The sequence below is a fragment of the Sulfitobacter sp. genome (genome assembly GCF_039977885.1).
Classification (GTDB): domain Bacteria; phylum Pseudomonadota; class Alphaproteobacteria; order Rhodobacterales; family Rhodobacteraceae; genus Sulfitobacter.
Genome location: NZ_JBDWCI010000006.1, coordinates 1 through 12,330 on the forward strand (window position 1 = coordinate 1; position 12,330 = coordinate 12,330).

General features: G+C 56.3%; 13 protein-coding genes. 8 read left to right on the top strand and 5 right to left on the bottom strand.

The window, feature by feature from the left end:
* Positions 1–80: 80 nt before the first annotated feature.
* Together ABJM03_RS02635 and ABJM03_RS02640 are read left to right on the top strand one after the other, a co-directional pair.
* A protein-coding gene (locus ABJM03_RS02635) for an IS3 family transposase (protein ID WP_348209322.1) occupies positions 81–1,234 on the top strand; the annotation gives its coding sequence in 2 pieces (ribosomal slippage) (positions 81–348 and positions 348–1,234; 1,155 coding nt in all).
* Between the two features lie 39 nt (positions 1,235–1,273).
* Positions 1,274–1,642 (top strand): ATP-binding protein, encoded by a 369-nt coding sequence (locus ABJM03_RS02640; protein ID WP_348415335.1) that lies wholly within the window; start codon positions 1,274–1,276, stop codon positions 1,640–1,642.
* A 41-nt stretch (positions 1,643–1,683) separates the two neighbouring features.
* Here the strand turns inward: ABJM03_RS02640 and ABJM03_RS02645 are convergent, their stop codons facing one another.
* From ABJM03_RS02645 to ABJM03_RS02665, 5 genes are all read right to left on the bottom strand, one after another.
* On the bottom strand, positions 1,684–2,112 hold the full coding sequence (locus ABJM03_RS02645) for a hypothetical protein (protein ID WP_348415336.1): 429 nt from the start codon (positions 2,110–2,112) through the stop codon (positions 1,684–1,686).
* A gap of 276 nt (positions 2,113–2,388) precedes the next feature.
* On the bottom strand, positions 2,389–3,534 hold the full coding sequence (locus ABJM03_RS02650) for a TauD/TfdA family dioxygenase (protein WP_348415337.1): 1,146 nt from the start codon (positions 3,532–3,534) through the stop codon (positions 2,389–2,391).
* Positions 3,535–3,555: 21 nt separating this feature from the next.
* Positions 3,556–4,308 carry a class II aldolase and adducin N-terminal domain-containing protein gene (locus ABJM03_RS02655; RefSeq protein ID WP_348415338.1) on the bottom strand — a complete coding sequence of 251 codons (753 nt, stop codon included), beginning with the start codon at positions 4,306–4,308 and terminating at the stop codon, positions 3,556–3,558.
* Between the two features lie 5 nt (positions 4,309–4,313).
* Complete coding sequence (locus ABJM03_RS02660) at positions 4,314–5,282, bottom strand: NAD(P)-dependent oxidoreductase (RefSeq protein ID WP_348415339.1); 969 nt, start codon at positions 5,280–5,282, stop codon at positions 4,314–4,316.
* Positions 5,283–5,398: 116 nt separating this feature from the next.
* Positions 5,399–6,157 (bottom strand): DeoR/GlpR family DNA-binding transcription regulator, encoded by a 759-nt coding sequence (locus ABJM03_RS02665; protein WP_348415340.1) that lies wholly within the window; start codon positions 6,155–6,157, stop codon positions 5,399–5,401.
* Between the two features lie 279 nt (positions 6,158–6,436).
* On the opposite strand from ABJM03_RS02665, the gene glpD reads away from it, so the two are divergent.
* Genes glpD through ABJM03_RS02695 form a run of 6 tightly spaced genes read left to right on the top strand, consistent with a single transcriptional unit; the run spans position 6,437 to position 12,285 of the window.
* A complete protein-coding gene (gene glpD / locus ABJM03_RS02670; RefSeq protein WP_348415341.1) occupies positions 6,437–8,035 on the top strand; it encodes a glycerol-3-phosphate dehydrogenase in 1,599 nt (532 codons plus the stop codon).
* A 21-nt stretch (positions 8,036–8,056) separates the two neighbouring features.
* Positions 8,057–9,148 carry an ABC transporter ATP-binding protein gene (locus tag ABJM03_RS02675; RefSeq protein ID WP_348415342.1) on the top strand — a complete coding sequence of 364 codons (1,092 nt, stop codon included), beginning with the start codon at positions 8,057–8,059 and terminating at the stop codon, positions 9,146–9,148.
* Positions 9,149–9,159: 11 nt separating this feature from the next.
* Complete coding sequence (locus ABJM03_RS02680; RefSeq protein WP_348415343.1) at positions 9,160–10,239, top strand: ABC transporter ATP-binding protein; 1,080 nt, start codon at positions 9,160–9,162, stop codon at positions 10,237–10,239.
* 40 nt (positions 10,240–10,279) lie between these two features.
* Positions 10,280–11,152 carry a sugar ABC transporter permease gene (locus ABJM03_RS02685; RefSeq protein WP_348415344.1) on the top strand — a complete coding sequence of 291 codons (873 nt, stop codon included), beginning with the start codon at positions 10,280–10,282 and terminating at the stop codon, positions 11,150–11,152.
* Positions 11,152–11,994 (top strand): carbohydrate ABC transporter permease, encoded by an 843-nt coding sequence (locus tag ABJM03_RS02690; protein ID WP_348415345.1) that lies wholly within the window; start codon positions 11,152–11,154, stop codon positions 11,992–11,994. Before ABJM03_RS02685 ends, ABJM03_RS02690 begins: the two co-directional genes overlap by 1 nt.
* Before the next feature lie 18 nt (positions 11,995–12,012).
* Positions 12,013–12,285 carry a DUF2160 domain-containing protein gene (locus tag ABJM03_RS02695; RefSeq protein ID WP_348415346.1) on the top strand — a complete coding sequence of 91 codons (273 nt, stop codon included), beginning with the start codon at positions 12,013–12,015 and terminating at the stop codon, positions 12,283–12,285.
* The last annotated feature ends 45 nt before the right edge of the window (positions 12,286–12,330 follow it).

A 12,330-nucleotide genomic window follows, 5' to 3' on the forward strand; every position in this document is an offset into this window, starting at 1 on the left:
TGAGCTACCCCCCGAAATTCGGACACTGACGTAAGCTGCGATTTGTAGTCTGCTGATCTTCAACACGAAGGAGATCAGGAATGTCGAAACGGAAGCAACATCATCCAGAATTCAAGGCCAAGGTGGCGTTGGAAGCGCTGAAAGGCGAAGAGACGGTCAGCGAGTTGGCCAGTCGGTTTGGGGTCCACCCGACGATGATCCATCAATGGAAACGTGCTCTGCTTGAAGGCGCGTCAGGCGTATTTGAGCGCGGCGGCCGGAAGGCACCGGAAGTCGATGAAGAGCAGGTCAAAGACCTGCACGCCAAGATTGGGGAGTTGGCCGTCGCCAATGATTTTTTGGCCAGAAAGCTCAAACCCTGGACCGGCAAGTGAGGCGCAAGATGATTGAGCCAAACCTGCCAGGTCTTTCTGTCGGCAAGCAATGTGCATTGCTGTCGATCTCGCGGTCCTCATTTTACTATGAACCGAAGGGCGAGAGTGAGATGAACCTCGACCTGATGCGCGTGATTGATAAGCAGTTCCTTGAGACCCCGTTCTACGGTGTGCGTCAGATGACATGGCATCTGCGCAATGACGGTCACGTGGTCAATGAGAAGCGGATCAGACGCCTGATGCGATTGATGGGCCTGATGCCGATCTATCAGAAGCCCAACACCAGCAAGGCCGCCAAAGGGCACAAGATTTACCCGTATCTGCTACGTGGCCTACGTGTGGATCGGCCCAACCAAGTTTGGTGCGCGGATATCACCTACCTGCCGATGCGGCGTGGGTTCTTATATTTGGTCGCCATCATGGATTGGCACACGCGCAAGGTGCTGGCGTGGCGCATCTCAAACACACTGGAAGCCGAGTTCTGCGTTGATGCTTTGAATGAAGCGATCCACAAATTCGACCCACCTGAGATCATGAATACGGATCAAGGCAGCCAGTTCACGTCATTTGCCTGGACCGACCGCTTGCGTCGGTCAGGCATCCGCATCTCAATGGACGGCAAAGGCCGGTTCCTCGACAATATCTTTGTCGAACGACTGTGGCGGTCGCTGAAATACGAATGCGTCTATCTGCACGCTTGGGAGACTGGATCAGAAGCTAAAGCTGGTGTCAAAAAGTGGATGGACTTCTACAACAACAACCGCCCGCATTCCGCACTTGGCGGCAAACCACCCGCTGTGATCTATTGGCAGCGAATGGCAGAACCCAAACCCGATCAGCAGGTGCAAAGAGTAGCTTAATCTACGCCAGATACTGTCCAACAATTGGGGAGTAGCTCAATGCAAGCTGTGCGCAACGGGATTAGTGTGTCGTACCGTATGGTGTCACGTCTGCTTGAGGAATTTGAGTTGGCTCGAATTGAAGGAACCGCACCTCGTCTTAGGGCAAAATATAGGCGGGCCGACCTGCTCATCCTTGACGATTTCGGCGTCAGTAAATTGAAGGCTGCAGGCAAGCACGACCTTCTGGAGCTATTGGATGATCGAATTGGAGAACGCGCCACAATTGTTTGCGGACAATTGCCCGTCGAAAATTGGCATGCATTCATCGACAATCCAACAATTGCAGATGCTATCCTCGATCGCTTAACGAGTGCAGCCCACCGGATTGAACTTTCAGGCCAATCTTTAAGAAGAAAGGTAGTGTAACTGCTGAGGAAGTCGGTTTGGATGATCGAAACTGTCGGTTTTCATTGATCATTCATGATGGAAACCGGTGCCATCACATGTCGGTTTCCATGATTGCCTGCAGTTGAATGCGACACGCGGAACTGCACCATTTTTGCGAGCGACACCGCTTGGGCCACAATATCTTCCCGTATTAGCCAAAAAGAAGAGGCGTCTTTAAACGATTCGAAAAACAGCCGGGGGTCCTGAAAGGTCTGATTGATCTGAAAACCGGTAGCTTCAAAGCTGAAGACTCCATTCGTCGTCAGCATTCTACGGGAGTTCTCAATGTATTCAGGCAGCGAACGAGCCTGAACGGCTTGGGCGGTTTTAGGTACGAAGCTCGGGTTAAATAGCTCGTTGGCTTTTCCCAGATGTCTCGTGTTCTGTAAAATCTCTGTCACTCGGGTACTGCCAGACCGGGCGGTAAAATGAATGACAACTTCTTTCATTCTGTCCGGCGTCAGGTTTTGGGACAACCAAAGAGGCCTGATCTAAGAGAAATTTTAATTAATCCTACGAGCTTAGTTATGCGGTTTGTTGGCGGTTATGCAAGCGCCGCCCTTTGAGGCCGCCACGGTTTTGCAGAAGCTTTGCTTGGTCGTTTTCGAGCGCCGGTAAGCCGCCTCGATTTTTGCTCAACGCGCGGCCTCAATCGAATAAGGCCCGAAGCGGGGATGTTTCGGGCCTTGGGGTCTATTCGTGCATGATGGCGTGCAAGGGCGCGATTACGCGGTTTGCAACATATCCGTATCCGGGGCCAGGCCGCTGTGGCCCTGTTTTGCCAGTACGCGGTAGGTTGAGCGCAGGGCGCCACGGTCGGTGTAGCAGCCGCGCAGGTGGCGTTTGCCGCTGTCCGCGACATAGCCTTCGCGGCCATGCACAATCCGGTGGTTGTCAAAGATCACGCAATTGCCCGCCTCGGAGCGGAAGCGCAGTAAGAACCGGTCTTCTTGCATCATCTTGAGGAATTTGATGAACGCGGGGTAATAGGTATCGAGCAGATCCTGAGGCAGGTCCATCGTGTCTTGAAGGTGCTGCGAGATGGTCACGCCGGTCACGCGGCCTTCTGGATCGGTTTCGATCACGCGCTGGTGGGCACGGTAATCCCAATTGTCGTGGCGGTAGAAAAACGGGATTTTATTGTCGGCTAGCAGGCGGAAGGCCTCGGGGTCTTCTTTGCGCAGGGCCTCGGCCACGGCGGCCCCGTCCAGAAACAGCGATAGGCCGCCTTCGACCGAGTTCTCGATGCAGTGCAGGAATTGCACGCCGGGGGCTGCTTCTTCGCCGGGCAGGTCGGTGTGCATTTCAAGCGGGCCTGCGGTGAAGGCAAGGTTCGTCGGCGCGATTTCAACGCGCACGTCAAAGAACAGGCCTTCGGCAGAGGGGGTGATCGGACCGATGGCGTTGACCAGTCGGGGCAGGCTGTCATCGTCGCTGGCCATGCCGGTGACAATGGCAATGCCGTCCTCGATCAGCGCACGGGTCAGCTGCGCGCGCGCGTCGGGATCCTCCAGCACGGCCTGCTGGGGCACGCGGGTAAAGCGTGGGCCGTGATCGGAGAACCAAAGATTGCGGGGCAAATCAGCGGGGTCTGCCTCGCGGCCGTTGGTGGCAACGCTTTCCAGCAGGCTCAGGGGGATTTCGCTGATTTGCGTCTCGGACTGCCATTCGATGACCAGTGCTGCGGCTTCAATCCGCGCGGATTTTGCGCGCGGCAGATCAGGCAGCGAAGCAACATCAAAAATGCGCTCGCGGGTTTGGGCATCAATGCAGGACGGGCACGCCTCGCGCAGCCAGCAATAGTTGAAATAGGCAGGGCCCGAGGAAAGAGGGACATGCAGGCCGGTATCTGTCAGGGTGATCTGGGTCATATTATGCTCATTTGGTTTTAATCAGGTGGCGTAATCGGCAGTTTCGTGGTCAAGGATTTCACGGATGGCCAGCAGATGGGCCTCGGCCTGTCCGGGGTAATCTTCCAGTTCGCGGGCGGTCTTTTCCGCGATGTCATGAGGGATCAGCCGCAAGGCCTGTCCGGTTTGTAGGGCGCGGATATAGGTTTCGGCGGCGCGTTCGAAATAATACAGGCGGTTGAACGCGTCTGCGACACTCGCCCCCAATATCAGCACGCCGTGGTTGCCCATGATCATCACCTTCTTGGCCGGATCAGTCAGCATTTGCGCACAGCGCTCGCCTTCTTCTTCGAAGGCAAGGCCGCCGAATTGTTCATCAACCACCACGCGGTTGTAGAATGTCGCGGTGTTCTGGTCGATTGGGGGCAACGTGCTGTCGGCCAGTGAGGCCAGCACGGTAGAAAAGATGGAATGGGCATGCATCACGCAGCGCGCATGTGGGCAGTGGCGGTGCACCGATCCATGCAACCCCCATGCCGTCGGATCAGGCGCATCGGGGCGGTTCAGTGCGTCGGGGTCATTTGCATCCAGCAACAGCAAATCAGAGGCGCGGATACGTGAGAAATGCGCCTGATTGGGGTTGATCAGAAATTCGGTGCCTTCGGGATTGACGGCGAGGCTAAAGTGATTTGCCACAGCTTCATGCATATTCAGGCGAGCGGTCCAGCGGAAGGCAGCCGCCAGATCAGAGCGTTCCTGCCAGTGGCTCATGTTCGGTGCGGTATCGAGGCCCATAGCGTTTACTCCGCGGCCACAGCGCGGTCAGAGCCGGGCGGGAAGACTTCATATCCTTGCTCTTCGGGCTCGTCATCGATCAGTTCGGCGGGAAAGCCCTCAGCGAGGATGGACAGGCCGGTGGCGTCTTCGAGGCGGCGGATGATGTCATCGCTATTGGCGCGTTCGCCATATCGCTTTTGGCCGTCTTTCATAATGTCGATGACCATGGGTGACAGATCAAGCGGGACGTTGTTGCGTTCGGCGATGGTTTGGAACAGGCCCGTGTCCTTGAGGATCAGATCCATGGTAAAATTCACGTCCCGTGATCCGTTCAGGATCAGCTGGCTTTCGGTTTCATGCACAAAGCTGGTGCCCGAAGAGATTTTGATCGCCTCATAGGTGGTGGCCATATCCATGCCTGCGGCCTTCATCGTGGCCAGCGCCTCACAGCAGCTCAGAAGATTGATCGTCGCAAGGTAGTTGGTCATGACCTTGAGTGTCGATGCCGTGCCGACATCGCCGGTGTGCAAAACGCGGCGGCCAAGGCGGGTCAGAAGCGGCAGAACCTTTTCAAACGTCGGGCGGTCACAGCCCGCAAAAATCGAGATGTTGCCCGTATCCGCACGGTGGCAGCCGCCCGAGACAGGGCAATCCACAGCCGTGCCGCCCTTTTGTGTGACCAGATCGGCGAGGCGGCGAATTTCGGCCTCGTCGGTTGTCGACATCTCGAGCCATGTTTTGCCCTGTGTCACCTCCGGCAGCATCTCGTCCATGACGGCGGCAGAGGCCGCAGGGGAGGGCAGGCAGGTGATGACCACCTCGTTCTCGCGCATCAGTTGGGCCGCGTTTTCCGCGCGCCCGGCTCCGCGTGCGGCAAAGCCCGCCATCAGCTCCTGTTTTTGATCCAGAACGGTAAGGTCAATGCCATTCCGCAGAAGGCTCCCCGCCAGTTTTCCGCCCACATTTCCGAGACCAATAAACCCGACCTTCATGTTTTTCTCCAATGCATAGGTGCAATTGAGAAATGCGTAGCAAAATAAATCGGGCCTTAGAAACGATGCGATTATACGCTCAGGGGCAATTCAGATTGAACCGGCGGTTGGACAGATCAGACAACAACCACTTCGGCGCCCAGATTGCTGCAATTGGCGGCCATCTCGTCGGGTAGGCCGCGGTCGGTGAACAGGATGTCCACATCACCGAGCGAGCAAATGGTCAGCGGCGCCTTGCGTTTGAATTTGTTATGATCGGCGACAACCATGACCTTGCGCGAGCGTTTGATCGCGGTGCTGCTGACCATGATTTCCTGACCGTCGAAATCGAGCAGATCACCGTCCGTATCAATGGCGGAACAGCCCAGAACGGAATAGTCGAATTTGAACTGCTTCACCATCTCCATGGTCAACCCGCCGACAATCCCGCCATCAGCCCGCCGCAAGACCCCGCCAGCCAAAATGATTTCGCAGCTGTGATTGGCGGCCAGAATATTGGCGATGTTGAGGTTGTTGGTCATTACCAGCAGGTTTTCGTGGTTCAACAGCTCGTTGGCGACGGCTTCGGTGGTGGTGCCGATGTTCATAAACACCGATGCCCCGTTGGGGATTTCCTGTGCGCATCTGACGGCGATGGCTTTTTTGCCGGCCTCATGAAGCTTGCGGCGTTCTTGGTATTCGATGTTGACGACGCCGGATTGTAGCACCGCGCCACCATGCACACGGTCCAGTCGCCCGCTATTGGCCAGATCGGATAGATCGCGGCGGATTGTCTGCACGGTCACGCCATAGCGTTCGGCAAGCCCGTCAACGGTGACCTTACCTTCCTTGCGCGCCAGTTCGAGTATCTCTTGTTGTCTGAAGTTCGAGACCATCACGTCCTCATGGGCATTGCACAACCGCAGGCCCTACCCGCGAAGTTGCACAGCAATAACCAACAGCGGCGGCCAAAGGTCAAGTATTGGATGGCGCTGTGGTGTTAGCATTTGCGTGATTGAGCCATAATCGAAAGGAAAAAGACATGATTTTCGACCCATTTCCCCAAAACGAAAGAAAGCGAACATTCGTTATTGCAATGAAATTCGTTTCGGTGTTGAGTGACCGGACGCTGTGAGCTGGGAGGCTGCGGCACTAAATCTGCGAGGGAGTCTTCATTGGAACAGCGTGAAACCCATGAAATCGTCGACCTTTTTGTAATTGGCGGCGGCATCAACGGATGCGGTATCGCCCGTGATGCAGTGGGGCGGGGCCTCAGTGTCGAGCTGGCCGAGATGAACGATCTGGCCTCTGCGACGTCTTCGGCGTCGACCAAGCTTTTCCATGGCGGGCTGCGGTATCTCGAGTATTGGGAAGTCCGCCTTGTGCGCGAGGCCCTGATTGAGCGTGAGACATTGTTGCGCGCGATGCCGCATATCTCGTGGCCGATGCGGTTTGTGTTGCCCTATCACCCGGACATGCGGTTTGATGGCGACACGCCAACGGGTAAAGTGTTGAGCATGGTGATGCCGTGGATGAAGGGCCGACGCCCTGCGTGGCTGATCCGGCTTGGGCTGTTCATGTATGACAACCTTGGCGGCCGACAAATTCTCAAAGGGACGACATCGCTTGATCTGGCCGGAACACCCGAGGGTGCGCCGCTTGAGGATCGGTTTGCGAAAGCGTTTGAATATTCCGATTGCTGGATTGAGGACAGCCGTCTGGTCGTCTTGAATGCCCGCGATGCCGAGGCGCGCGGCGCCAGAATTAACGTACGTACCAAGGTCACGTCAGCAGAACAGGTGGATGGCATCTGGAATGTCACGCTCGAGACCCAAAGTGGCGGCGTGCGCATGGTGCAGGCGCGTATGTTGGTCAATGCCGGCGGGCCGTGGGTCGAAGGGATCATTCGAAATACCGTGCGCATCAACTCTACCGAAGGGGTGCGGCTGGTGCGGGGCAGTCACATTGTGACCCGCAAGCTGTATGATCACGACAAATGTTATTTCTTCCAGGGCGAAGACGGGCGCATCATTTTCACCATTCCCTACGAGAATGATTTCACCCTGATCGGCACCACAGATGCCGACCATAAAGACGTGAACGAAAAGCCCGTGTGCACACCGGCCGAACGGGACTATCTGTTAAACTTTGCCTCGAAATACCTGAAAAAAGACATCACCAAAGAGGATGTCGTCTGGACCTATTCCGGTGTGCGGCCGCTGTATAACGACGGGGCCAGCTCGGCCACGGCGGCGACGCGTGATTATGTTCTGACGGTCAATGAATCCGCGGGCGCGCCTATTCTGAATGTGTTTGGTGGCAAGATCACAACCTACCGCAGGCTGGCCGAAAGTGCGTTGGAAAAGATCACGCCGTTTTTTCCAAACGCAGGCAAGCCGTGGACTGCGGGCGTGCCTATGCCGGGTGGTGATTTCCCCGTGGACGGGGTTGAGGCGCTCAAACAACAGCTGGCCACGCGCTATCCGTTTCTGGGCCCTGTCTGGGTCACACGTCTGGTCAAGGCCTACGGCATGGATGCGTTCGAAGTGCTGGGCGATGCTACAGCCGAGGCCGATCTGGGCCAGAACTTTGGTGCGAACCTGACCGAGCGTGAAGTGAGCTGGCTGGTGGAAAAGGAATTCGCACGCTCGGCAGAAGACATCGTGTGGCGGCGCTCGAAGCTGGGGTTGCGCCTGACGCAAGACGAAATTGACGTGCTGGACGCGTGGTTAACAAAGGTGCCTGCATCGGCGTCACAGCATTACGCAGTCTAGGCTGCGAAGAGGGAGAGAGAAATGTCACTTGTTCTAGAGGGTGTGTCAAAGGTCGTGAACGGCCAGACACATATTTACCCCACCGATCTGGCGCTCAAATCGGGCACCATGAACGTGCTGCTGGGGCCTACGTCCTCGGGCAAGACGTCGCTGATGCGCCTGATGGCGGGGCTGGATGTGCCCACGGCGGGCAAGGTCATCTGGAACGGCAAGGACGTCACCGGCATGCGCGTGCAGGATCGCGGTGTGGCCATGGTATATCAACAGTTCATCAATTACCCCTCGATGACGGTTTATGACAACATCGCAAGCCCGATGCGCCTGCTGAAAAAATCCCAAAGCGAGATTGACGCGTCGGTGAAAAAGGCCGCTGACCTGATGAAGCTGACGCCGTTTCTGGACCGCAAGCCACTGGCGCTGTCGGGTGGCCAGCAACAGCGCTGCGCCCTTGCGCGCGCGTTGGTCAAGGATGCGGGCCTTGTTCTGCTGGATGAGCCGTTGGCCAACCTCGACTATAAGCTGCGCGAAGAATTGCGCGCCGAGATTCCCCGCATTTTCGAAGAAGCGGGATCAATCTTTGTATATGCCACGACCGAACCGGAAGAGGCGCTTTTGCTGGGTGGCAATACCGCCACCATCTGGGAAGGGGCCGTGACCCAGTTCGACGTGACGCCGGTTGTTTACCGCAAACCTGTGGATGCGACCACTGCGCGCGTGTTCTCGGATCCTCCGATGAATTTTCTCAAGTTCGAGAAAACCGGCAGCCGGATCCGGTTTGGCGACGGGAAAATCAGCGAAGCATTGGCCGGCGCTTTTGCCACGCTGGGCGATGGCAGCTATGTGGCGGGCTTTCGGCCCAACCACCTGAAACTGGAACGCCCCTCGGAGGATGCGCTGGAATTCACCGGCAATCTGACCGTGACCGAGATCACCGGCTCGGAGACGTTTATTCACCTCAATCATCACGGCGAAAACTGGGTCGGGTTGGTACACGGGGTCAAGGATCTGGAAATCGGTGCCGCGCTCAACGTCTATCTGGATCAGAGCCATGTTTATATCTTTGCGCAAGACGGGTCCTCTGTCGCCCCTGCGTCATATGCAGCTGCGGCTTAGGGAGCGGAACAATGGCTAAAATCACTCTTGAAAATCTGGCACATTCCTATCTGCCCAATCCCAAAAGCACCGATGACTATGCGCTCAAAGAGCTGAACCACGATTGGGTAGACGGCGAAGCCTATGCGCTGCTTGGCTCGTCCGGCTGCGGGAAATCGACGTTGCTCAATATCATTTCCGGTCTGTTGCATCCAAGTCAAGGCCGCATCCTGTTCGACGATAAGGATGTGACCAACGCGCCCACCATGGAGCGCAATATCGCGCAAGTTTTCCAGTTTCCCGTGGTCTATGACACGATGACTGTGCGCGATAACCTTGCGTTTCCGTTGCGCAATCGGGGCGATGATCCCAGCTATATTCAGGGGCGTGTGCAACAGATCGCCGCGATGATCGGCATGGAGGACAGCCTCAATCAAAAGGCCCGTGGCCTGACGGCGGATGCCAAGCAAAAGATTTCGCTGGGGCGGGGTATGGTGCGCGAGGATGTGAACGCGCTGCTGTTTGACGAGCCGCTGACGGTGATTGATCCGCATATGAAATGGGAGCTGCGTACGCAGCTCAAATCCTTGCACCACGAATTCGGGCACACGATGATCTACGTGACCCACGACCAGACCGAGGCCCTGACCTTTGCCGATAAGGTCGTTGTGATGTATGATGGCCGCGTTGTGCAAATGGGCACGCCGCAAGAATTGTTCGAGCGGCCCGAGCATACGTTTGTCGGTTATTTCATCGGCTCTCCGGGGATGAATGTGCTGCCTGCGGATGTGCAGGGCGACAAGGCCGTGGTTGGTGATACGCAGATCGGCTTGGGAAGCGGCTTTGGCTTTCCGACGGGCAAGGTCGAGCTGGGCGTGCGCCCAGAATTCACATCGCTGAGTGCGGGTGATGAAGGTTTGCCGGTGACAATCAAACGCGTCGAAGACGTGGGCCGTCACAAGATCATTCGCACCGATTATCAGGGCACTGAAATCAATGTGCTTGCAGGCGAGGGGGAGAATATCTCGCCGGATATGAACCGCGTTGTTTTCGATACCGCTGGCGTCAACATCTACGCCGATAGCTGGCGCGTCGCGCCTGTGGGGGCGTAGATGGCCATTGTAATTTATACCCTTTCGGGAGGAATGGGCGATGAATAAGACAGTTAATCAAAAGGCATGGTTCCTTATTCTTCCGGTGCTTTTGCTGGTCGCCTTCTCGGCGGTTGTGCCGTTGATGACGGTGGTGAACTATTCCGTGCAAGATACCTTTGGGCAGAACCAGTTCTTCTGGGCCGGCCTTGACTGGTTCAGGGAGATGATGGAATCCGAGCGGATGTGGAATGCGCTTGGCCGTCAGATTGCCTTTTCGGCGATCATTCTGGCGATCGAAATCCCGCTGGGTATTTTTGTAGCGCTCAACATGCCCAAGAAAGGGTTTTGGGCATCTACCTGCCTGATCCTGATGTCGCTGCCCTTGCTGATCCCGTGGAATGTTGTCGGCACGATCTGGCAGATTTTCGGGCGTGTGGATATTGGTCTGCTTGGTTATACGCTGGCCGCGTTGGGGATTGACTACAACTATACCCAAGACTTCTACGCCGCCTGGGCCACCGTGATTGTGATGGATGTCTGGCATTGGACATCGCTTGTTGCGCTGTTGGCCTATGCCGGTTTGCAATCCATTCCCGACGCTTATTACCAAGCTGCCAAAATTGATCAGGCGAGCCGTTGGAAAGTGTTCCGCTTTATCGAACTGCCCAAGATCATGGGCGTGTTGATGATCGCAATCCTGCTGCGGTTTATGGACAGCTTTATGATCTATACCGAGCCGTTTGTGGTCACGGGTGGCGGGCCGGGCAATTCGACGACGTTCTTGTCGATTGACCTGGTGAAGATGGCGCTGGGGCAGTTTGACCTTGGTCCCGCGGCGGCGTTTTCGATCATGTATTACCTCGTGATCCTGCTGATCTCATACGTCTTCTACACTGTGATGACGAACCTTGATAAAAGGGATGGCCACTGATGTCTGTTCTGACCACCAACACCGCAAAGCGTGGCCTGCCAAAAATCAAAGGCAGCACGGTCGTGATGTTCATGTATCTGCTGTTTTTGCTGCTGCCGATCTATTGGCTGCTGAACATGAGCCTCAAGACGAATTCGGAAATCTTGAACAGTTTCACGCTGTGGCCCCGTAATCTGACATTTGACAATTACCGGACCATTCTGACGGATGCGTCATGGTATATGGGTTATCTCAATTCGATGGCCTATGTGGTGATGAATATGGTGCTGTCGCTCGCGGTGGCCTTGCCTGCGGCCTATGCGTTCAGCCGTTATACGTTTCTGGGCGACAAGCACTTGTTCTTTTGGCTGCTCACCAACCGGATGGCGCCGCCAGCGGTTTTTGCGCTGCCGTTTTTCCAGCTCTACAGCTCGGTTGGCCTGTTTGACACACATATCGCGGTGGCCTTGGCCCATGCGCTGTTCAACGTGCCGCTGGCGGTGTGGATCCTCGAAGGCTTCATGCGCGGTGTGCCAAAGGAAATCGACGAGACAGCCTATATCGACGGCTATTCGTTCCCGAAATTCTTTATCCGCATCTTTACGCCACTGGTCGCATCGGGGATCGGGGTGACGGCGTTCTTCTTGTTCATGTTCTCATGGGTCGAGCTGCTGCTGAGCCGGACGCTCACCAGCGTCAACGCCAAACCGATTGCCGCCACCATGACCCGCACTGTCGGTGCGGCGGGCATTGATTGGGGCGTGCTGGCCGCGGCGGGTATCCTCACGATCATCCCTGGCGCATTGGTGATCTATTTTGTCCGCAACTACATCGCCAAGGGCTTTGCCCTGGGGCGTGTGTAACAAAGAAAGGAAAACACAATGGATTGGATGGCATGGACATGGCCGACCGCCGCTTTCTTTGGCGTGATTGCAGCAACCTTGATTGTCTTCACGGTTCTGGCAGTCAAATTCCCCGAGGTGCCGCGCAATGGCGTCCTGGGGATCGAAACAACGCGCGGTGACCGGTTGTTCATCACGCTGCTCGGCTCGGCCTTTATCAATCTGGCCTGGCTTGGAATGCTCAGTGCCCCCCAATGGGGTGCGCTGGTCGTATGTCTCTTTTACGCGATTGCGGTTTTCCGCTGGGTGTAACGGACGGCACTAAGGGCGGCCCCGACGACAAGATCGGGGGCGTCT

Excerpts from the sequence above, each read along its gene's own strand:
- ABJM03_RS02660 (WP_348415339.1), bottom strand. The coding sequence starts at position 5,282 with ATGAAGGTCGGGTTTATTGGTCTCGGAAATGTGGGCGGAAAACTGGCG.
- ABJM03_RS02695 (WP_348415346.1), top strand. The coding sequence starts at position 12,013 with ATGGATTGGATGGCATGGACATGGCCGACCGCCGCTTTCTTTGGCGTG.
- ABJM03_RS02685 (WP_348415344.1), top strand. The coding sequence starts at position 10,280 with ATGAATAAGACAGTTAATCAAAAGGCATGGTTCCTTATTCTTCCGGTG.
- ABJM03_RS02650 (WP_348415337.1), bottom strand. The coding sequence starts at position 3,534 with ATGACCCAGATCACCCTGACAGATACCGGCCTGCATGTCCCTCTTTCC.
- ABJM03_RS02665 (WP_348415340.1), bottom strand. The coding sequence starts at position 6,157 with ATGGTCTCGAACTTCAGACAACAAGAGATACTCGAACTGGCGCGCAAG.
- ABJM03_RS02675 (WP_348415342.1), top strand. The coding sequence starts at position 8,057 with ATGTCACTTGTTCTAGAGGGTGTGTCAAAGGTCGTGAACGGCCAGACA.
- ABJM03_RS02645 (WP_348415336.1), bottom strand. The coding sequence starts at position 2,112 with ATGAAAGAAGTTGTCATTCATTTTACCGCCCGGTCTGGCAGTACCCGA.
- ABJM03_RS02655 (WP_348415338.1), bottom strand. The coding sequence starts at position 4,308 with ATGGGCCTCGATACCGCACCGAACATGAGCCACTGGCAGGAACGCTCT.
- ABJM03_RS02640 (WP_348415335.1), top strand. The coding sequence starts at position 1,274 with ATGCAAGCTGTGCGCAACGGGATTAGTGTGTCGTACCGTATGGTGTCA.
- ABJM03_RS02680 (WP_348415343.1), top strand. The coding sequence starts at position 9,160 with ATGGCTAAAATCACTCTTGAAAATCTGGCACATTCCTATCTGCCCAAT.
- ABJM03_RS02690 (WP_348415345.1), top strand. The coding sequence starts at position 11,152 with ATGTCTGTTCTGACCACCAACACCGCAAAGCGTGGCCTGCCAAAAATC.